At 64.0% G+C, this 20,900-nt stretch carries 17 protein-coding genes; 10 read left to right on the top strand and 7 right to left on the bottom strand.

Going from position 1 to position 20,900, the window contains the following annotated elements; translation table 11 throughout:
• Window positions 1–118 precede the first annotated feature (118 nt).
• The gene (locus tag JKG68_RS18370) at window positions 119–514 is read right to left on the bottom strand and encodes a GtrA family protein (protein ID WP_202062440.1); all 396 of its coding nucleotides are present in this window, start codon (window positions 512–514) and stop codon (window positions 119–121) included.
• A gap of 31 nt (window positions 515–545) precedes the next feature.
• On the bottom strand, window positions 546–1,337 hold the full coding sequence (locus JKG68_RS18365) for an SDR family NAD(P)-dependent oxidoreductase (RefSeq protein WP_202062438.1): 792 nt from the start codon (window positions 1,335–1,337) through the stop codon (window positions 546–548).
• 199 nt (window positions 1,338–1,536) lie between these two features.
• On the opposite strand from JKG68_RS18365, the gene carB reads away from it, so the two are divergent.
• The 3 genes from carB (at window position 1,537) to JKG68_RS18350 (ending at window position 6,704) form a co-directional block, all read left to right on the top strand.
• Entirely contained in the window at window positions 1,537–5,007 is a 3,471-nt protein-coding gene (gene carB, locus JKG68_RS18360; RefSeq protein ID WP_202062436.1) for a carbamoyl-phosphate synthase large subunit, read from the top strand.
• Between the two features lie 102 nt (window positions 5,008–5,109).
• On the top strand, window positions 5,110–5,583 hold the full coding sequence (gene greA, locus JKG68_RS18355) for a transcription elongation factor GreA (RefSeq protein WP_202062434.1): 474 nt from the start codon (window positions 5,110–5,112) through the stop codon (window positions 5,581–5,583).
• A 566-nt stretch (window positions 5,584–6,149) separates the two neighbouring features.
• A complete protein-coding gene (locus tag JKG68_RS18350) occupies window positions 6,150–6,704 on the top strand; it encodes a twin-arginine translocation signal domain-containing protein (protein WP_202062432.1) in 555 nt (184 codons plus the stop codon).
• Between the two features lie 54 nt (window positions 6,705–6,758).
• On the opposite strand, the gene JKG68_RS18345 is transcribed toward JKG68_RS18350, so the two are convergent.
• A complete protein-coding gene (locus JKG68_RS18345) occupies window positions 6,759–7,244 on the bottom strand; it encodes an Lrp/AsnC family transcriptional regulator (RefSeq protein ID WP_202062430.1) in 486 nt (161 codons plus the stop codon).
• Window positions 7,245–7,419: 175 nt separating this feature from the next.
• Between JKG68_RS18345 and JKG68_RS18340 the strand changes: the two genes are divergently transcribed.
• The 3 genes from JKG68_RS18340 (at window position 7,420) to JKG68_RS18330 (ending at window position 10,506) form a co-directional block, all read left to right on the top strand.
• On the top strand, window positions 7,420–8,433 hold the full coding sequence (locus JKG68_RS18340) for a mitochondrial fission ELM1 family protein (protein WP_202062428.1): 1,014 nt from the start codon (window positions 7,420–7,422) through the stop codon (window positions 8,431–8,433).
• Entirely contained in the window at window positions 8,433–9,395 is a 963-nt protein-coding gene (gene trxB / locus JKG68_RS18335; RefSeq protein WP_202062426.1) for a thioredoxin-disulfide reductase, read from the top strand. Before JKG68_RS18340 ends, trxB begins: the two co-directional genes overlap by 1 nt.
• A gap of 220 nt (window positions 9,396–9,615) precedes the next feature.
• Entirely contained in the window at window positions 9,616–10,506 is an 891-nt protein-coding gene (locus JKG68_RS18330; RefSeq protein WP_202062423.1) for a LysR family transcriptional regulator, read from the top strand.
• A gap of 281 nt (window positions 10,507–10,787) precedes the next feature.
• On the opposite strand, the gene JKG68_RS18325 is transcribed toward JKG68_RS18330, so the two are convergent.
• Both JKG68_RS18325 and JKG68_RS18320 read right to left on the bottom strand, forming a co-directional pair.
• Window positions 10,788–12,518: an AMP-binding protein gene (locus JKG68_RS18325; RefSeq protein WP_202062421.1), complete on the bottom strand. Its 1,731-nt coding sequence runs from the start codon at window positions 12,516–12,518 to the stop codon at window positions 10,788–10,790.
• A gap of 144 nt (window positions 12,519–12,662) precedes the next feature.
• A complete protein-coding gene (locus JKG68_RS18320) occupies window positions 12,663–14,702 on the bottom strand; it encodes an elongation factor G (protein WP_202062419.1) in 2,040 nt (679 codons plus the stop codon).
• Window positions 14,703–14,910: 208 nt separating this feature from the next.
• On the opposite strand from JKG68_RS18320, the gene JKG68_RS18315 reads away from it, so the two are divergent.
• Window positions 14,911–15,558: a hypothetical protein gene (locus JKG68_RS18315; protein ID WP_202062417.1), complete on the top strand. Its 648-nt coding sequence runs from the start codon at window positions 14,911–14,913 to the stop codon at window positions 15,556–15,558.
• Complete coding sequence (locus JKG68_RS18310; protein WP_202062415.1) at window positions 15,477–17,597, top strand: calcium-binding protein; 2,121 nt, start codon at window positions 15,477–15,479, stop codon at window positions 17,595–17,597. Before JKG68_RS18315 ends, JKG68_RS18310 begins: the two co-directional genes overlap by 82 nt.
• A 97-nt stretch (window positions 17,598–17,694) precedes the next feature.
• On the opposite strand, the gene JKG68_RS18305 is transcribed toward JKG68_RS18310, so the two are convergent.
• On the bottom strand, window positions 17,695–17,895 hold the full coding sequence (locus JKG68_RS18305; protein WP_202062413.1) for a hypothetical protein: 201 nt from the start codon (window positions 17,893–17,895) through the stop codon (window positions 17,695–17,697).
• A gap of 75 nt (window positions 17,896–17,970) precedes the next feature.
• A complete protein-coding gene (locus JKG68_RS18300) occupies window positions 17,971–19,173 on the bottom strand; it encodes a pyridoxal phosphate-dependent aminotransferase (protein ID WP_202062411.1) in 1,203 nt (400 codons plus the stop codon).
• Window positions 19,174–19,297: 124 nt separating this feature from the next.
• Here JKG68_RS18300 and JKG68_RS18295 point away from each other — a divergent pair, with 124 nt between their 5' ends.
• Window positions 19,298–20,278: a Bug family tripartite tricarboxylate transporter substrate binding protein gene (locus tag JKG68_RS18295; protein ID WP_202062409.1), complete on the top strand. Its 981-nt coding sequence runs from the start codon at window positions 19,298–19,300 to the stop codon at window positions 20,276–20,278.
• A 376-nt stretch (window positions 20,279–20,654) separates the two neighbouring features.
• Complete coding sequence (locus JKG68_RS18290) at window positions 20,655–20,846, top strand: hypothetical protein (protein WP_202062407.1); 192 nt, start codon at window positions 20,655–20,657, stop codon at window positions 20,844–20,846.
• Window positions 20,847–20,900: the final 54 nt, after the last annotated feature.

The raw sequence follows: 20,900 nt of genomic DNA, 5'->3' as shown, positions 1-20,900 counted from the left end.
GCGCTGCTGCTGCATTCATATTGCACCGCAAAAAGATTTCGGCGACCCGCCGGAACGCAGCCCTGGCCTGCACTGAAATCCTGGAACCGCACGGATAGCCGTGAAACACGCTGAAAGCTTAGGCAAACGTCCAAATCTTGTGCGCCATGAAGCTCCACAGCATCACGACTCCTGTGGTGATGATCTGCGAGGGAAGATAGGGACCATCGAGCCAGACCGTGAAGGCATGCATCAGGAACCAGGTTACGAGGAACCCGACGAATGCCACGGCGGCGAAACGCCAAGTCGCCTCCCGGTGCGGCCGGTCGCTCTCATAGGTGTGTTTGCGGTTGAGAACATAGGACACCAGCCCTCCCGCCACATAGCCGGCCAGGGTCGCGGGTACGGGATGAACGCCGCCGCTCTCCACAAGGGCGATGAGGAGCCCGTAATGGGCTATGGCCGCCGCGACACCCACGCTGAAGAACGCGGTGAACTGGCGGGCCAAGGGGTGGAAGGGACGAGGTGCGGTCACGCCCCTTCGATAGCCATTTACGCCGCGCGCGTCACCTCATCCCTTGAAGAAGTCCGGCGATCCTGCGGGACACGAAACGGGGCATGAACTTCGCGCCGAAGGCGCCTGCCCTGTTCGTGAGGCCTGGAATGACGATGGCCTGGCCCGCTTCGTAGCCCTGGACCCCGATGCGGGCGACGTCGGCCGGGAGCATGGCGCCTGAGCGGAAAAGCCGCGAATCCTTCAATCCTGCCGTCTCGGAGAACTCGCTCTCGGTCGGTCCGGGGCAGAGCGCCGTCACCGTGACGCCGTGGGGTTTGGCTTCGTCGTGCAGCGCCTCCGAGAGGGACAGAACGAAGGCCTTTGTCGCGTAATAGACAGCCATGTAAGGGCCGGCCTGGAAGGCTGCGGTCGACGCCACATTGATGATCCCACCCCGCCCGCGCTCGATCATGCCCGGCAGCATCAGGCGGCAGAGGGAAGCCAGCGCCGTGACATTGAGGTCGATCATGGCAACCTGACGCTCATGAGGCAGAGAGGCAAAGTAGCCCCTCAGCCCGAAGCCTGCGTTGTTCACCAGGGTATGGACCGCGATTCCCCGCTCCTGGAGCATCTCGTGGAGATCCTGGGGTGCGTCCCTGTCCGCGAGGTCGAGAGCCATGACCTCGACGGGAACCCCATAGGCCTGCCCGATCTCGGCGCTCAGGGCCTCAAGTCTTTCATGACGCCGTGCGGTGAGGACGAGAGGGGATCCTCGGGCTGCGAAAACCCGGGCGAGTTCCGCGCCGATCCCGCTGGATGCGCCTGTGATCACTGTCCAGCGCGGCTCGTCGGTCATGGCCATCTTGTCCCAACTCCATCCATGTGTGGTCCTTGGAAGATCGTACTGCATAGGGATAGCCTGTCTAAATCATGGCTCAGGCCTTTGAATTTGCTCAAGGTCCGTGTAAGAGCCTCTCTCAACCTTCAATCTGACACACCCCGGCTGCGCTTGAAGCGCCGTAGCTTTACGGCCGCGCGGCTGGACACGCCTGGGTGGCCCAATGCCAAAGCGGACAGACATCTCCTCCATCCTCATCATCGGCGCCGGGCCGATCATCATCGGCCAGGCCGTGGAGTTCGATTATTCGGGCACCCAGGCCGTGAAGGCCCTGAAGGAGGAAGGCTACCGCATCATCCTGGTGAACTCGAACCCCGCCACGATCATGACGGATCCGGATCTCGCGCACGCCACCTATGTGGAGCCGATCACGCCCGAAATCGTGGCCAAGATCATCGAGAAGGAGCGTCCCGACGCGATCCTGCCCACCATGGGCGGCCAGACGGCGCTGAATTGCGCCCTGTCCCTTAAAAAAATGGGCGTGCTCGACCGGTTCAACGTGGAGATGATCGGCGCGACCGCGGAAGCCATCGACAAGGCCGAGGACCGCCAACTCTTCCGGGAGGCCATGACCAAGATCGGCCTCGACACGCCGAAGTCGCGGCTTGCAAACGCCTCGGCCCTCAAGAAGGCAGACCGCGACGCTTACCTTGCCGAATTGGCCCGCCTGGAAGCCCTCGATGAGCATCCCGGCGACAAGAAGCGCATCATCGCTGCCTACAAGCTCAAGTGGGATGCGGGCGAGAACGACCGCCGCAAGCGGTACCAGGAGCACGCCCTGGGCGAAGCCCTGCTGGCACTGGCCGAAGTGGGCCTGCCCGCCATCATCCGCCCGTCCTTCACCATGGGCGGCACCGGCGGCGGCATCGCCTACAACCGCGAGGAATTCCTCAGCATCGTGGAAGGCGGCCTCGACGCCTCCCCCACCAACGAGGTGCTGATCGAGGAGAGCGTGCTCGGCTGGAAGGAGTACGAGATGGAGGTCGTCCGCGACAAGGCGGACAACTGCATCATCATCTGCTCCATCGAGAATTTTGACCCGATGGGCGTGCACACGGGCGATTCCATCACGGTGGCGCCGGCCCTCACGCTCACCGACAAGGAATACCAGATCATGCGCGACGCCTCCCTGGCGGTTCTGCGCGAGATCGGCGTCGAGACCGGAGGCTCGAACGTGCAGTTCGCGATCAACCCGGAAAACGGGCGCATGATCGTGATCGAGATGAACCCGCGTGTGTCGCGCTCCTCGGCGCTCGCCTCCAAGGCCACAGGCTTCCCCATCGCCAAGGTCGCAGCGAAGCTCGCCGTCGGCTATACGCTCGACGAGATCGCCAACGACATCACCGGCGGCGCGACGCCGGCCTCCTTCGAGCCGACCATCGACTACGTGGTCACCAAGATCCCGCGCTTCGCCTTCGAGAAGTTTCCGGGTGCCTCGACGACCCTCACCACGGCCATGAAGTCCGTGGGCGAGGCCATGGCCATCGGCCGCTCCTTCCCGGAGTCGCTGCAGAAGGCGCTCCGCTCGCTGGAGACAGGCCTCACCGGCCTCGACGAGATCGAGATCGAAGGCATGGGCAAGGGCGACGACCGCAACGCCATCAAGGCTGCCCTCGGCACGCCGACCCCGGACCGGATCCTCAAGGTCGCGCAGGCGCTGCGCCTCGGCATCAGCCATGACGAGGTCTACGAGTCCTGCAAGATCGACCGCTGGTTCCTGGAGCAGCTCCAGAGCATCGTCGACATGGAAACGAAGGTGAAGGCCCACGGCCTGCCCCGGACGCCCGGCGCCTTCCGCCAGCTCAAAGCGCTGGGCTTCTCGGACGCGCGCCTTGCCGTGCTCGCAGGCAAGTCCGAGGCCGAGGTGCGCGACATGCGCCGGTCGCTGTCCGTGCGCCCGGTCTTCAAGCGCATCGACACCTGCGCGGCGGAATTCGCATCGCCCACCGCCTACATGTACTCGACCTATACGACCCCCTTCGCCGGCCAGCCGGCGGACGAGGCGAACCCGTCCGACGCCAAGAAGGTCATCATTCTCGGCGGCGGCCCGAACCGCATCGGCCAAGGCATCGAGTTCGATTACTGCTGCTGTCACGCCTGCTTCGCCCTCAAGGACGCAGGCTATGAGACCATCATGATCAACTGCAACCCGGAGACGGTCTCCACCGACTACGATACCTCCGACCGGCTCTATTTCGAGCCGTTGACGCAGGAAGACGTGCTGGAGATCATCGATACGGAGCGGTCCAAAGGCACCCTGCACGGCGTCATCGTCCAGTTCGGCGGCCAGACGCCGCTCAAGCTCGCCCATGCACTGGAAGAGGCGGGCGTGCGGATCCTGGGCACCTCGCCGGACGCCATCGATCTCGCCGAGGACCGGGACCGGTTCAAGCGCCTCCTCGACAAGCTGCACCTCAAGCAGCCGAAGAACGGCATCGCCTATTCGGTGGAGCAGGCCCGCCTCATCGCCGCCGATCTGGGCCTGCCCTTCGTGGTGCGCCCATCCTACGTTCTCGGCGGACGGGCCATGGCGATCATCCGCGACGAGACCCAGTTCGAGGATTACCTGCTCGGCACCCTGCCGAGCCTGATCCCGTCCGACGTGAAGGCCCGCTACCCGAACGACAAGACGGGCCAGATCAACACGGTGCTGGGCAAGAACCCGCTCCTCTTCGACCGCTATCTCTCGGACGCCATCGAGGTGGACGTGGACTGCCTCTGCGACGGCCGGGACAGCTTCATCGCCGGCATCATGGAGCACATCGAGGAGGCAGGCATCCACTCGGGCGATTCCGCCTGCTCGCTCCCGCCCCGCTCCCTGTCGCCGGAGATCATCGCCGAGCTGGAGCGCCAGACGAAGGCCCTGGCCCTGGCCCTCGACGTGGGCGGCCTGATGAACGTGCAGTACGCCATCAAGGACGGCACGATCTACGTGCTGGAGGTGAACCCCCGCGCTTCGCGCACCGTGCCTTTCGTGGCCAAGGTCATCGGCGAGCCCATCGCCAAGATCGCAGCCCGGGTCATGGCCGGCGAGGATCTGGCGCAGTTCGGCCTCACCCCGAAGGAGCTGCCGCATATCGGCGTCAAGGAAGCCGTCTTCCCCTTCGCCCGCTTCCCGGGCGTGGACGTGCTGCTCGGGCCGGAGATGCGCTCCACGGGCGAGGTGATCGGCCTCGACAGGAGCTTCGGCGTGGCGTTTGCCAAGAGCCAGCTCGGCGCCGGCAGCCAGGTCCCCAAGACCGGGACCCTCTTCGTCTCGGTGCGCGACTCGGACAAGCCCCGCATCCTGCCGACGGTTCGGATGCTCGAGGAGATCGGCTTCCGGATCGTGGCGACGGGCGGCACCCAGAAATATCTTGAGGAGAACGGCGTCAAGGCGACGCGGCTCAACAAGGTGCTCGAAGGCCGCCCTCATGTGGTGGACGCCATCAAGAACGGCGACATCCAGCTGGTCTTCAACACCACCGAGGGCGCGGGCGCCCTGTCGGATTCCCGCTCCCTACGACAAGCTGCCCTCTTGCATAAGATACCTTACTACACCACTCTTGCAGGAGCGATCGCTGCGGCCGAGGGCATTCAAGCCTACCTCAGCGGCGATCTCGAAGTCCGGCCGCTTCAGGACTATTTTGCCTGAGGCTTCGGCCGGAATGGAACTGCGAAGCTTCGATGGAGTTTTCGTTGACATGCGAGGGCGCTGGAAACAGCGGCCTCGTACCTCTTTTGGACGAGACAAACGATGGACAAGGTCCCTCTGACGATCAAGGGTTTTGCGGCGCTCGAGGAAGAGCTCAAGCAAAGGCAACAGGTTGAACGCCCCCGGATCATCCAGGCGATCGCGGAAGCGCGCGCGCTTGGCGACCTGTCGGAAAACGCCGAGTATCATGCCGCAAAGGAAGCACAGTCCCTCAACGAGGGCCGCATCCTTGAGCTGGAAAGCCTGATCTCCCGCGCCGAGGTCATCGACATCACGAAGCTCTCGGGCGACCGGATCAAGTTCGGCGCCATCGTGAAGCTCGTGGATGAGGACACCGAGGAGGAGAAAACCTACCAGATCGTGGGCGAGCCCGAAGCCGACGTGCGCTCGGGCCGCGTCTCCGTCGCGTCCCCCATCGCCCGCGCCCTGATGGGCAAGACCATCGGCGATACCGTGGAGGTCTCGACTCCCGGCGGCGGCAAATCCTACGAGGTTGTCGGCGTCCAGTTCAGGTAGATTGCTGAGCGGGAACTCACCTGCTCAATTGCCTCCGTGCCAAGTACGAACGGCAGCGTATCCCTACGCTGCCGTCTTTGTTCGTCACTGACAGTTTGAAGTTCTTACCACCGGCGACCTGAACGGCCGCCGCCTATGTCCCCGCGGTCCCGATTGGTATTGCCGCCCCCACCGGTTCCGCCGCCTGTTCCTCCGCCGCCGCGCCTATTGTCAGTCCGAGGGGTTCTAACGGTTACCCCGTTGCCCGTGCAGGTAATAAACTCTTCCGACACGGTGCAGATGATCCTCGACTGACCGCCCCCGACATCCTTGAGTTGAGCGTCGTCAAGGATTTGAATTGCCGTTTTCATGGAATGCCTCATTTTATGTTTCGAAGACGTGACTGGGTCCGTCTTTCCCACACAGAATTCGCAACATAGTTGCACATTCGAGTCAATCACCTTCTTGACGGTAGGGTTGCCGCTGCTTGGAACTCCGAGACCGAGATCCACTTCCAGCGTATAGGGCGAGGAGGATTGCTAGGATCCGGACGGAGTGCCCTAGGAGGGGAAGCGATGAGAGACAACATGCCCAAGATCGAACTTCATCCTACCGGGCAGCCTTCCTGGATGCCGGGACGGTCCGAAGCCGGGTTGCATCAATCCCGCCGCTCTTTCCTCCTCGGCCTCGCCTGTGCCGGCCTTGCCGGCGCAGGCCTGCCCGCTCATGCCCAAAGCTTCCCGCAGGCTTTCTCGTCGTTCGCAGTGGATGTGAGTGTTCTCAAGGCCAAGGGCCTGGGGCCATTCGCCGATCTCGTGGGCGCAGCTACCCTCGACGAGTTGCGGCGCTCCTTTGCAGACCGGGCGGACCCGCGCGGTCCTCGCCTGGTTGTGCGCCTGACCGGTGTTTTCCTCACGCCGTTCCCTGGCGGCGGGGGCTCATTGCGACGGGGCAATGGCGGTGGTGGCCACGACTCGGTGGAAGGTGAAGCCCTGGCCGTGGGCCGGCGGGGTGAGGTTCTAGCGCGCCACCCGATGCTGGCTGTGCTCGATGCCCATGCAAGCAGCGTCACCCCCAACGAACAGGGCCGCGCGGTCGCAGTGGCGCAGCATTATGTGCGCTGGCTCAGGCGGCAGATCTGACCTTTTCACAAGCGTCATCCCGGACGGCAAAGTCGATCCGGGGTAGCACGTAACCTAGCCCTCGGCCTCCGCCACGTCCTCGATGGGGACCAGGGGCTCGTCCTTGATCAGGTCGAGGGTCAGCGCGGTGCGGACGTTGCGCACGTTCGGCAGGGATGTGAGTTCCGACACGAGACCCTGGAAGGCGCCCAGGTTCGGCGCCACGCATTTCAGGATGAAATCGATGTCGCCCGACAGGGTCCAGCACTCCCGGACCATGGACCAGCCCTTGACGTGCTGCTCGAACTCCCTGAGCTCCTTTTTGCCCTGGACGTCGAGCTGCACCATGGCGAAGCAGACGATCTCGAAGCCTAAGCCCTTCGGGTCGAGAATGGCCCGATAGGCCTTGATGATGCCGGCGCTCTCCAGCGCCCGCACGCGGCGCAGGCACGGGGGTGCCGACAGACCCACACGACGGGCCAGCTCCACATTGGTGATGCTGCCGTCGGCCTGCAGTTCTTTCAAGATAGCCCAGTCGATGGAATCGAGGCGTCCGCGCACGGTAACTCCGCTAGGGCACGATCAAAGGAGGTGGGGACCGTCTGGCCGCCCGGATCATGCCGCATCAAGTAAAAAACTCGTCTTGGCTGAGTAGACCGTGTAGAGGGTCTGCACAAGAAGGACGGGCGATTTTAGTCGCAACAAACCTCATGAACTCCACAGGCTCGTTGATCGAATGTTGCGCAAGGATGCTGGCCTTATCACCTGGGTGCTGACCGATGGCAAGGCCGGGGACGAGCTGCAGGCCCTCAGCGTGGCCGAGGCTCTTGGCCTCACCCCCGAGATCCGGCGGGTCAGGCCGAAGCCACCCTTCACTTGGGCGATGCCCTGGGGTCCCATCGACCCCCGGGAGCGGCCAGGCGCTCCCGGCAGCCCCCTCACTCCACCTTTCCCGGACCTTCTCATTGGGTCGGGACGCCGGGCGGTAGCCTATCTGCGCCATGTGAAGCGGGCTTCCGGCGGACGAACCTACACGGTCTTCCTCAAGGACCCCCGCACGGGGCCGAAGACTGCCGACTTCATCTGGTCTCCGGAATACGACCGCCTGCGGGGACCGAACGTGATGACCACCCTGACGCCGCCGCACCGGATTTCAGCCCGGCAGCTCGAAGACGCCCGTACCCATCCCGACGCTCGCCTGGCGCACCTCCCCCGTCCCCGTGTCGCCGTGCTGGCAGGGGGCGACAGCCGGCACCATCGGTTCACGCAAGCGGACATTGCCCGCTTGGTCGGGCATCTGACCGCCGCGGCAGAGACCGGAGCAGGATTGATGGTGACAGCATCCCGTCGCACGCCTCCGGCTCTCCGGGAGGCATTGGTCGCCCTGACTGCGAGGCATGATGGCTTCTTTTGGGATGGAACCGGGCCCAACCCATATGTGGCTCTCTTGAGCCTTGCGGATTTCATCGTCGCCACGGCGGACTCCACCAACATGATCGGCGAGGCCGCCGTGACGGGCAGGCCGATCCTGGTGTTCGAGCCCTCCGGCGGGCATCCTAAACTTGATGTTTACATGAAGGGGCTAAAAGCCCATGGAATTGTGCATCCTTTCGAGGGGCGTCTTGTAGGACAGCCCTATGAACCATTAAATTCAACCCCCAAGGTTGCAGCGGCTATTGCCCAGGGTCTGGGCCGTCACCGCCGCGCACTCGGGTTGCCGGATACCGCGTTTTTACTGGAGACTACCTGATGGCCCATTCTCACGCCAAGCTCATCATCATCGGCTCGGGGCCAGCAGGATATACGGCGGCGATCTACGCAGCGCGCGCCCTCCTCGAGCCTGTGATGATCTCGGGCTTCCAACCCGGCGGGCAGCTCATGATCACCACGGACGTGGAGAACTATCCGGGCTTCGCCGACGTGATCCAGGGTCCCTGGCTCATGGAGCAGATGCGCCTGCAGGCGGAGCATGTGGGCACCCACATGATCTCGGACCACATCACCAAGGTGGACCTGAAGCAGCGTCCCTTTCGGCTTGAGGGCGATTCCGGCGAGACCTACACCTGTGACGCGCTGATCATCGCGACAGGCGCCCAGGCCCGGTGGCTGGGCCTGCCCTCCGAAGGACAGTTCCAAGGCTTCGGCGTCTCGGCCTGCGCCACCTGCGACGGCTTCTTCTATCGGGGCAAGGAGGTCGTGGTGGTGGGCGGCGGCAACACCGCCGTCGAGGAGGCACTGTATCTTGCCAATCTCGCCTCCAAGGTTACCCTGGTGCACCGCCGGGACAGCTTGCGCGCCGAGCGCATCCTGCAGGACAGGCTGTTCAAGCATCCCAAGGTGGAGGTGGTCTGGAACTCCGCCGTCGAGGAAATCTGCGGCAGCGAGAACCCGTCCTCCGTCACCCATGTGCGCCTCAAGAACCTCGTCTCGGGCGAGACCTCGGACCTCAAGACGGACGGCGTCTTCATCGCCATCGGCCACAAGCCGTCGACCGAGCTTTTCACAGGCCAGATCGATATGAAATCCGGCGGCTACATCCAGACGAAGGGCGCCTCGACCGAGACCAACATCCCGGGCGTTTTCGCCGCCGGCGACGTGACCGACGACGTCTACCGGCAGGCTGTGACCTCGGCAGGCATGGGGTGCATGGCTGCCCTGGACGCGGAGCGCTATCTGGCGGCCCTGGAGTCCGCCCAAGAGGCCGCCGAATAAGGTTTGTTAACAATCCGTTAGCCCTCAGGCCGATTTCCTGTTGCATCGGGCTGCCGGCTCATCAGAGATAAGGTGCCCCGCGTCAGGAGCATGAGCATCGGACCCAAAAGTGGAGTCCACTTTTGGGATCCAATCCGATGCTTCTCTTGGCTGGCGCATCGTTCGAGCGGAAAACCGGAGCCACTTTTCCGCACGATGCGCAGGGCATGAGGGGAACGCCGTGGACTGGGACAAAATCCGGATTTTCTATACGGTCGCCGAAGCGGGCAGCTTCACGCGCGCCGGTGACGATCTGGGACTGAGCCAGTCCGCCGTCAGCCGCCAGATCAGCGCCCTCGAGCGCGAGCTGAAGGCTCCTCTCTTCCATCGCCATGCGCGCGGCCTGATCCTGACCGAGCAGGGCGACCTGCTGTTCCGGGCGGCCCGAGACATGCGCATGCGGCTGGAAACCACCAAGGCGCGTCTGGTGGAAACCAGCGAGAGGCCCTCCGGCGAGCTGAAGGTGACGACGACGGTCGGCCTCGGCTCCATCTGGCTGGCCCAGCGCATCGGAGAGTTCCTGGATCTCTATCCGGATGTGCGCGTGGAGCTGATTCTCACCAACGAAGAGCTCGATCTTGCCATGCGGGAAGCCGACGTGGCGATCCGCCTGCGCCGCCCGGCCCAGCCGGACCTGATCCAGCGCCGTCTCTTCACGGTGCATTTCCACGTCTATGCCTCGACCGATTACCTGAAGCGGTTCAACGAGCCCAAGAGCCTGGAAGACCTGGACGAGCACCGCATCGTTTCCTTCGGCGGCGATCAGCCCTCCTATCTGATGGCCATGCACTGGCTGTCGACGGCGGGACGCGAGGCGCGCGAGCCGCGCCAATACCATTACGTGGTGAATAACATCACGGCCTTGAAGCTCGCCGTGGAAACAGGCGCCGGCATCGCCGTGCTGCCGGACTATGCCGTGGTGGGCAACCCGGATCTCGTCCAGATCCTGCGGGACGTGGAAATGCCCTCCCTCGACAGCTACTTGGTTTATGCCGAGGAGATGCGCTCCGTCGCGCGCGTGCAGGCTTTCCGGGACTTTCTGATCTCAAAGGCCCAGCGCTGGACCTATTGAGACCTTCTAGGCTCGGCCAAGCTCGATGGCTGGCGGAATTTTGTCGTCTGAGTGACAAGAGCCATGCGCCCAACGCAGCCCTTTTATGAGGCATGCTGCATTGCAAAGGGGCGTGATGCGGTCGATATGAGCAGCGGCTGATTTCAACGCGGCATCGCTTTCTTCCTCCCGGCGATGTCGTGTCGGCCGTTCCCTCTGGAAGGTTTTGACTTCTTGTCGAACCTCTACTTATGCCGGGCCTTTGGCCCGGCTTTTTTCTTTTCAGGACCTTTGTACTGGTCTCAGCGGGCTTGAGCCTGCTCAACCTCTTCCTTGAGCGCACGCCGCAGAACCTTGCCCACATTGGTCTTCGGCAGGGACTCCCGGAACTCGATCCGGCGCGGCACCTTGTAGCCGGTCAGGTTCTCGCGGCAGAACTGGCGCAGGTCATCTGCCGTAAGGGCAGGATCCTTCCGGACCACATAGGCCACCACCGCCTCTCCGGAATGTTCATCCGGAAGGCCGATGACAGCAGCTTCCATCACGAGTGGATGCTTGGCGATCACGTCTTCCACTTCGTTCGGATAGACGTTGAACCCGGACACCAGAACCATGTCTTTCATCCGGTCCACGATCTTCACCTCCCCGCCGGGGAGGATCACCGCCACGTCGCCGGTGCGGAACCAGCCGTCCTGCGTCATCACCTTCGCGGTCTCGTCCGGCCTCTGCCAGTACCCGGCCATGACCTGCGGACCCTTCACGCAGAGTTCCCCGCGCTCACCATAGGGCAAGATCGCGCCGTCGCTGGAGCGCACGGTCACGTCGGTGGACGGCAGGGGATAGCCGATCGTGCCGGTGAAGTCCTCGATGTCGAGGCGGTTGGCACAGACCACGGGCGACGTTTCGGACAAGCCATAGCCCTCGACGATGGGCTGCCCCGTCACGTCCTTCCATTTCTTCGCCACGGCCTCCTGGGTGGCCATGCCGCCCGACACGGCAAAGACCATCTGGGAGAAGTCCACCTTCTCGATGCCCGGAGCATGCGCCAGGGCATTGTAGAGCGTGTTGAGGCCGGACATGAGCGTGATGCGGCTCTTCTGCAGCGTCTTGACGAAGCCCGGGATGTCGCGCGGATTGGCGATCAGCAGCTGGCACCCGCCGATCCTCGTCATCAACAGCCCGCAGACCGTCAGGGCGAAGATGTGATAGAGCGGCAGGGCCGTCACCATCACGTGGTCCTGGCGCTCGCCGAAGAACGGCAGCATCCAGGCCTCGCATTGCAGCACGTTGGCGACCACGTTGCGGTGAAGCAGGACGGCGCCTTTGGCAACGCCCGTGGTTCCGCCCGTATACTGCAGGAATGCGATATCGTCTGGCGCTACGGCAACCGCCTGCGGCCTGCGCTTCGCGCCCTCGGCAAGGGCCGCCTTGAACGGAACGGCCCGGGGCAGGCGGAAAGGTTTGACCGCCTTCTTCACATGGCGGGAGACGAGATTGACGATCGCTCCCTTGAGCCCGAGCAGGTCGCCCGGCGTCACCAGGACCACCTGGTCGAGCTCGATTTCGGGCAGAGACTCCTCGACCGTCGCGGCAAAGTTCTCGAGCACGAACAGGAACCGGGCTCCGGAATCCTTGAGCTGGTAGGTCAGCTCCCGGGGCGTGTAGAGCGGGTTGACGTTGACCACCGTGCCGCCCGCCAGAAGCACCCCGAACAGGATCGCCGGAAAGGCCATCACGTTGGGCAGCATGATCGCGACGCGGTCGCCCTTGTTCAGCCCCTGCCCTTGCAGCCAGGAGGCGACCGCCTCGGCTTCGCGCCCCAACCTGGCATAGGTCATGCGCGCGCCGAAGCTCTCCACAGCCGGCCGGTTCGGGTAATCCGCCAGCGCTTTGCGGAAGATGTCGTTGAGCGTGCCGATCTGAGCCTCGTCGATGTCGGCCGGAACGCTTGGGGGATAGGACTTGAGCCAGGGCCGGCTCGCGGGATCGTCCATCGTGCCTGCGAGCACGGAGGTTGAGGGGGTGGCGTTCATTGTTTCCTCCCGCTTCATGGCAGGTTTGGCTTCATGGGAGATGGCGTCTCCGACAGAGCTTAACTTGGCGCGGAAGATCACGTTTGTCGATGGGATAGTTTAGACCTGAACGATCGTCGAACGATCGTTCAGGTCCGGGGGTCCTCAATGAGCCTTCTGCAGAACCAGGTCGGCGGGGCGCCCGCTCAATTCCGCCATGTGGTCGAACCGGGTCGAGAAGGTTCCGACCCCGGCGGTGGCCGAGCGCAGCTCCACGATGAGATCGCCGATCTCGGATTCGGGGATGGAGGCGCTGAGCACCTGCCAGCCGTTCCAGCCGGGCCGCTCGTCGTATCCCAGGATCTGCCCCCGCCTTGCGGTCACGAGGGCGGTCGCCTTGGAGAGCGCCTCGGACGGAATGGTGATCTCCACCGACAGCACCGGCTCCAGCAGCACGGGCTTGGCCTTCGGCAGGGCCTCCGCGAGCGCGAGCTTGGCCGCCGCCTGGAAGGCGGCATCAGAGGAGTCCACCGTGTGGTAGGAGCCGTCCGTCAGCGATACGGCCAGATCGACCACGGGAAACCCGAGAGGTCCGCATTTGAGCGCATCCCGGACGCCTGTCTCCACGGATGGAATGTACTGGCGCGGCACCACGCCGCCGGTGATATGATCCTGGAAGGCGAAGCCCTCTCCGCGCGGCAGCGGCTTGATCTCGATCATCACGTCGCCGAACTGGCCATGGCCGCCGGTCTGCTTGCGGTGACGGCCGCGGGCGGCGGCCGGCAGCTTGATCGTCTCGCAATAGGCCACCTTGGGCCTGGCCGTCTCGACGCCGACCTGGAAGCGCGAGGCGAGCTTCTCGACAGCGACCCGCAGGTGCATCTCGCCCTGTCCGTGAAGCCGGATCTCGCCCATCTCGGGGCGGGTTTCGATCAGGAGGGACGGGTCCTCCTCGGTGATCTTGGCAAGGGCGCTGGAGAGGCGCACGTCGTCCTTGCGGTCCCGGACCTTGAGGGCCATCGCATAGACGGGCTCCGGCGGCGCCACGGACAGGATGGCCTCCGGCCTCGCCTTGCCGGTCGCGAAGCTGTCGCCCGTGGCGATGCCCTCCAGGCGCCCGAAGCCGACCGTGTCGCCGGCGACGGCCTCCCCTTTCCGGGTCGTGGCGGTGCCCAGCAGGGTGAGCAGGCTGCCGATCCGCGCCTCGGTGCCGCGCGAGCCCACCACCGTGTCGCCCTCGCGGAAGGTGCCGCGCATGACGCGGGCCAGGGAGAGCTTGCCGCCCTGTCCCAGATGCAGGGTCTTCACCGTCTGGGCCAGGGGCGCGCCCTCCCCGGCGATGCCGAGGCGCGCCCGGGTCTCAGTCAAAGTGGGCGCCTCGTGGCGCAGCGCCTTGAGAAGCCGCGTGATGCCGTTGCCGCGCTCGGCCGAGCCGATGAGCGCCGGCACCACGTGCCGCTCCTTCAGCTCCTTCGACAGGTCGTCGAAGATCTGGTCGCGCGGCGGCTCGATCTCGGAGATCAGCTCCTCCATGAGCGCGTCGTCGTAATCGGCCAGCCGCTCCAGCATGGCGTAGCGCGCCTCCTTCTCCCGCGGCAGTTCGCCCTCGGGCAGGTCCACGACCTCGCTCGGCGCATGCTCGCGGTAGACGAAGGCGCGCTCGAGCGCGAGATCGATGAAGCCCACCGCGATGCCGTCCTTCCAGAGCGGGATCTGGCGCAGGAGCAGCGGCGTGCGCGAGGCCTCCTGCAGGAGCGCCAGGGTCTCGCGGATGCGCTGCGTGGCCCCATCGATCTTGTTGATGAACAGGAAGCGCGGAATGTCGGCCTCCTCCAGCTCCCGCAGGATGATCTCGAGCGCCGGGATCTTGCGCTCGTCCGCCTCGCACACAACGATGGCTGCGTCGCAGACCGGCGTGATGCTGCGCATCTCGTGCAGGAATTCCGTGGAGCCGGGACAATCCACGAAGGTCAGGCTCTCGCCCAGGAAATTCACGGTGGCCACATTGGGCTCGATGCTCATGGCATGGGCCCGGGCCTCCTGGCTCGCATCGCCCACGCTGTCCTTAGTTGCCACGCGGCCTGCCCGCGGGACCGCTCCGGTCCGCTCGAGGATGGCCTCTAAAAGCGTGGTCTTGCCGCTCTGAAACGGGCCGACGATCGCGATGCATCGCGGGCCCGAAGCTGGTCTGCCGTTGGGTGCCATGGAAAAAGTCTCCTTCCCCTGCCCCCTTTGTGGCGCGCTCTTCACGGACGCGTGACCCCGATGCTCTGCCTGTCGCTGCGGAATGGCAAGGGGGTTTAAGAAGCAGCAGAAAACGAGACGATGAGCGATTGGGGAGTCGCTGAGTTTCAGGCAGGCCCTGCACGTCGCGCCTGCTTCGTCGCTTATTTCATACAACCTGCAGGAGTATATGCCCGAACGGAACGATGATCGTTGTGCCGTTGTGCCCACAGGCCGGAGCACTTATGAAACAAGATATCGTTTATATGAAATGTTCTTCAGTAGCTTCCGAGGCCTTTGTTCCATGCCGCAGCCAACGCCGTCAGGCAACCAGATCAAAATCGCAGGTGACGTCCACTTCCGCCAGGAAAATGCGAAGATTGCCGCCATGAAGGATGGCGGCTTCATTGCGGTCTGGCAACGTGCCGGCGTGGAAGGCCAGGTGATCCAGGCTCAGATCTACAACGCCGATGGGACCAAGCGCGGAGGCGAATTCACCATCAGCGCCTCTTCGGAGAAAAGGACCTTGAGCCCTGACGTAACCGTTCTGACCGACGGCAGGATCCTGGTTGCATGGGAGAGCACCAGCACCCCGACCAGCGAGTACCAGGCACCTGAAACGGACATCTTTGCGCAGCTCTATAGCCCTGACGGCAACCAGATCGGCGGAGGCTTCTCGGCAAACGGAATCCTGGGAGAACATGTCGATCGCACCCCCACGGTGACAGCCTTGGCCAACGGCGAGTTCGCCATTGCTTGGAGCGACTTTGCCCCGGCTCCCAGGCTTCCCGCTCTGTCGGGTACCAATACACGAAAGCCGGCTACTTCAACCGGCTGACCTCCGCCGACTATGACTTTGCGGGATTCAAGAGCTCACAGGGCGACGTAACGGGGCTCAAGGGCGGCGGCTATGTTCATGTATCGACGTTCGTGCCGGATGCCGAGCGCAGAGCCGATGGGTCCGGCACGGCAATCTACGCGGAGTTCTACAGGGAAGGATTCCCCGACGGCTACATTTGGCAGGTGGTCAGGGTGAACGAGTCGACCATCGGCGATCAGCACCAGGTTGCCACCACGACCTTGTCGAACGGCAATGTTGTCTTCGTATGGACGGATGAGAACGCTGCCGTAGACGGGTCGGGCAGCTGCATCATGGCAAGAGTCTTCTCAGGCACGGGAATCCCTCTCACGGGCCAGATCCTCGTCAATACGACGACAGAAGGGTATCAAAGCGCACCGGTCGTGGAAGCGCTATCCAATGGCGGCTTTGCGGTCGCCTTTCTGTCACGGGATGAAGGCCGGAACCACAACGTCCGTCTTGCAACATTCGGAGCAATGGGCGCTCGGACGAGCGATGACTTCGTTGCAACCGGTAATCCGGACGGCAATCAGACCAATCCGGCCCTTACGGCCCTCAAGGACGGCCGCATCGTCGTCAGCTGGACCGATGGCGATTTGAGCATTCGCGCACAGATTTTCGATGCAGGGCTGCCGGCCGGCGGCGACGACGGCAATGGCACGGGCGGCAATGGCAACGGGGGTAACGGCAACGGTGGCGGCGAGCCCGATCCGATCCCTCATACTCTCATCGGCGATGGCGGGGACAACCTGCTCGACGGCACAAAGGTCCATGGCTTGATCGACGGTCTCGGCGGCAGGGATACGGTGACCTACGCATCGTCCCTCGGTCATGTGGCCATCTGGCTGACCCACGTGGATTTCAGCCAAGGGGACGCATTTGGAGATACCTACCAGAACGTCGAGATCTTCATCGGGTCCAGCCATGACGACGAAATGTTCGGTGACGGGCAGGCGCACGAATTCCAGGGCGGCGCGGGGCATGACAGGCTCGTCGGAGCCGGCGGCACCGACACCCTGTTGGGCGGCAAAGGCAATGACACTCTTTTCGGCGGGGAAGGTGCAGACCATCTCGATGGCGGCGACGGCATCAACGTCGCAAGCTACGCCGAGGCAAGTGGCCGGGTCGTTGCAAGCCTTCAGGATTCCGGCATCAATGCAGGTGAGGCTTCCGGCGACTCCTATGTCTCGATTCAGAGCCTCGTCGGATCGGCCTATGGGGACAGCCTTGTCGGCGACGGCAGCGACAACACGCTGACGGGCGGTGACGGACATGACCTCCTGGTCGGTGGCAACGGGAACGATCACCTGATCGGTGGAGACGGCAACGACACGCTCGATGGAGGCGCCGGCACCGACATCCTCGATGGCGGTGCGGGAATCAACGTCTACGTCAATGCCGAACAGGGAGAGATCGTTGGCAGCGCAGGCACCGACATCATCCAGGCAATGGTAAGCTTCGTCCTCGACGAAGGCTCTGCCGTCGACGGGGCCAAGGCTGATGAGAATGCCGGGGCCATCAGCCTGACGGGGAACAGCTCCGCCAACACGCTTCTCGGCAACGATTCCGCCAACATGCTGGCGGGGCTTGGTGGTGCCGACGAGCTTTCGGGCGCAGGCGGCAGCGACAAGCTGCTGGGCGACCTCGGCAACGACAAGCTCTCCGGCGGCACCGGCAAGGATTCTCTCACCGGCGGCACGGGCCGGGACGTGTTCGTCTTCGACGACCGGGAGACGGGCTCGTCCAAGAGCCGCGCCGACACCATCACCGACTTCAAGGGCCGCTCCGGCGACAAGATCGACCTGAAGGGGGTGGATGCCGACGCGAAGAAGCGGGGCGACCAGAAGTTCTCGTTCATCGGCGACGAGAAGACCTTCAGCAAGGCCGGCGAGGTGCGCTTCGAGAAGACGAAAGGCTACACTTACGTCTATCTCAACACCGACAACGACATGGCAGCGGAAGCCGTGATCAAGCTCAAGGGCAGCATGGATCTCAGCAAAAGCTGGTTCATGCTGTAGGAGGCCCTCTCCCGCACCCAAGTCGGATATATCCAACTTGGGCACAAGGAATGTCCAGATCGGGAACACCCGATCTGGACGGGGGAGAGGGAAAGACTCACCCGTCCTGGTGCTCGCCCCTTCGCACCACGCGCATGGCCGTGATGGTGACGGGTCCGGCGCGCAGGAGGTTCATGGCCGAGACGATCATCTCGGCCAGGCGCTCAGGGCTTACGCTGCTGCCCTGGATGTCGAGGAGGAAGTCCTTCGCCTCCACGTGGCCGCCGTTGGTGAAGCTGACGCGGGCGTCGAACTTCACGCGGTGCGTGGAGGCGGGATTCGGCCCGGTAGGGCTCTGCCGCGGGATCGGGATGGAAGGTCCGCGGCAGGGTCATCAGCGTAAAGACCCGCAGAAGCGCTGGATGCGGGTGCAGGCATCCTCCAGCGCCGCGTTGGACGTGGCGTAGGAGATGCGCAGGTTGGGGCCGAGGCCGAAGGACGAGCCGTGCACGGCCGCGACGCCTTCCGCTTCCAGCAGCTCGGACACGAAGTCCTCGTCCGTCTCCAGCACCTTGCCCGAGGGCGCGGTCTTGCCGATGGCCTCGGCGCAGGACGGATAAACGTAGAACGCGCCTTCCGGCATCGGGCATTGCAGGTACTTCGACTGGTTGAGCATGGAGACCACGAGATCGCGGCGCTCCTCGAACGCCTTCCTGAAGCGCGGCAGGTGATCCTGCGGACCGTCAAGCGCCTCGACCGCCGCCCACTGCGAGATCGCGCTCGTGCCGGAGGTCTGCTGGCCCTGCACGAAGTCCATGGCCTTGATGAGATGCTCGGGCCCACCGGCGTAACCGATGCGCCAGCCGGTCATGGCATAGGCCTTCGAGACGCCGTTCATGGTGAGCGTGCGCTCGTAGAGGTTCGGCTCGACCTGGGCCGGCGTGACGAACTCGAAATCGCCGTAGGTCAGGTGCTCGTACATGTCGTCGGTAAGCACCCACACATGCGGATGGCGCATCAGCACGTCGGTGATGGCCTTCATCTCCGCGCGTGAATAGGCGGCGCCCGTCGGGTTCGACGGCGAGTTGAGGATGATCCACTTGGTTTTCGGCGTAATCGCGCGCTCGAGCGGCTCCGGCTGGAGCTTGAAATTGTGCTCCATGGTGCAATCGACGAACACGGGCTTGCCGCCGCACAACACCACCATCTCAGGGTACGACACCCAGTAGGGTGCGGGAATGATGACCTCGTCGCCCGGGTTCAGGGTGGCGAGCAGCGCGTTGTAGATCACGTGCTTGCCGCCGGTGGACACGATGGTCTGCGAGGGCTTGTAGTCGAGGCCGTTCTCGCGCTTGAACTTGCGGGAGATCGCCTCGCGCAGCGGCACGATGCCGGAAACCGGCGTGTACTTGGTCTCGCCCCGGCGGATCGCCGCGATGGCGGCTTCCTTGATGTTGTCGGGGGTGTCGAAATCCGGCTCGCCGACGGAAAGGCTGATCACGTCCCGCCCTTGGGCTTTCAGATCCCGCGCTTTCTGCGTGATGACGATGGTTGCAGACGGCTTGATGCGGGAAAGGGCGTCAGACAAAAAGCCCATGGGAATCCTCCGAGCGGGGCGTTAAGAAGGGACCTGTGACGGCGGCGGACCCTAAAGCGGCGACGCTGTCCAAGCAAGCAAAACAGCCCATCCGCACTGGGTTTTTGAGGAGACGCCTGTTCCGATGACCAATTCCCTCACCCGCCGCCTCGCGCTCGGCGTTCTCGCCGGCGCCACCCTTCTGGCCACAGCCGCCGCCGCCCAGACCTATCCCGACCGCGTCATCAAGATGGTGGTCCCGTATCCGGCGGGCGGGCCCACCGACGTGATCGCCCGCATCGTGGCGGAGGAGATGGGCAAGAGCCTCGGGCAGAACGTGCTGGTCGAGAACCTGGCCGGCGCCTCGGGCGCGGTGGGCACCCGCACGGTCGCGAAGGCGGAGCCCGACGGCTACACCATCGTGTTCGGCAACAACCAGACCCACGGCAACAACATGTTCCTGCTCAAAGAGCCGGGCTACGACGCCGTGAAGGACTTCGCGCCGCTCGCCGGGGCCGGCGCCTTCGAACATGTGTTCGTGGTCAAGAACGACCTGCCCGTGAAGACGATCCCCGAGCTGGTGGAGCTCGCCAAGAAGGATCCGGGCAAGCTGAACTACGGCTCCACGGGCGTCGGCTCCGGCTCGCATCTCGCCACCGAGCTGTTCATGACCCGCACAGGCATCAAGATGACCCACGTGCCCTTCCGGGGGGCGGCTCCCCTGGTGACGGAGCTCATGGGCGGGCGCCTCGACGTGTCGAACTCGACCCTGCCGAGCGTGCTCTCCCAGTTCCAGGCCGGCCAGATGCGCGCCATCGGCATCGCGAGCCCGCAGCGCAACCCGCAGGCCCCGGACGTGCCGACCCTGCGCGAGCAGGGCATCACCAATGCGGATGCGGAATCCTGGGCCGCGTTCTTCGCGCCCGTGAACACGCCCAAGCCCATCCTCGACAAGCTGTCGGGCACCATCATCGCGATCCTGAACAAGCCCGACGTGAAGGAGCGCATCACCAAGATCGGCTTCACCCTGAACGTGCGCGATCCCGAGGCGTTCCGGCCGTACCTTGCCAAGGAAATCCAGACCTGGGCCGAGATCATCAAGGCCTCGAACATCAAGGCCGAGTAAGCAGTTCGCCTCTTGTCGTCCCGGGCTCCGCACAAGCGGAGCCCGGGATCCACAACCGCCGACGGTGCAGGACAAACAAAGCGGCGTCCGCCCCGTCTTGCACGATGGACACCTTGGCGATGGATCCCCGCCTTCGCGCTCGATCCGGACGGGCAGAACATCGCGGCGGCCTGCCATGAGCCCTCGGAACGGTCCGTGGAAGCCGTGGTCGTCAGCCCTAAACCTTAGCCGTTACCTGCCACAATCGTTAATGATTAGTTAATACGGATACTTAGCCAGAAGTCCATAAGCAGCACTTTCGCCGCAGGGTGGAACTTTCTTGAATCAAAGAGGTTTTTCTTTCGCAGCCGGTTGAAAGCTGCTGGGGGAAGATCCGATGAAAACTCTCCGCACCAGACATGCCTGCCACGTTTCGTCCCGTGTCCAGCGCCTCGATCCGCGTCAGGAAAGCCGCTGCTCCCTGGCCCTGGTCATGCTGCTGGGCTTGGCCACCCTCTCCGTCATGGCCACCACCCAGACCCTGTCGGCCCAGGACACAAAGACTTTCCCCATCTATTCCCAGCGATAACGCGTGAGTGAACGACGGCAAGGTTGACGCCCTGCCGCCAAGGGTTAGCTCTCC

This window comes from Microvirga aerilata, from assembly GCF_016743775.1.
Lineage (GTDB): Bacteria > Pseudomonadota > Alphaproteobacteria > Rhizobiales > Beijerinckiaceae > Microvirga > Microvirga aerilata.
This window is presented reverse-complemented; position numbering and strand designations above follow the sequence as displayed.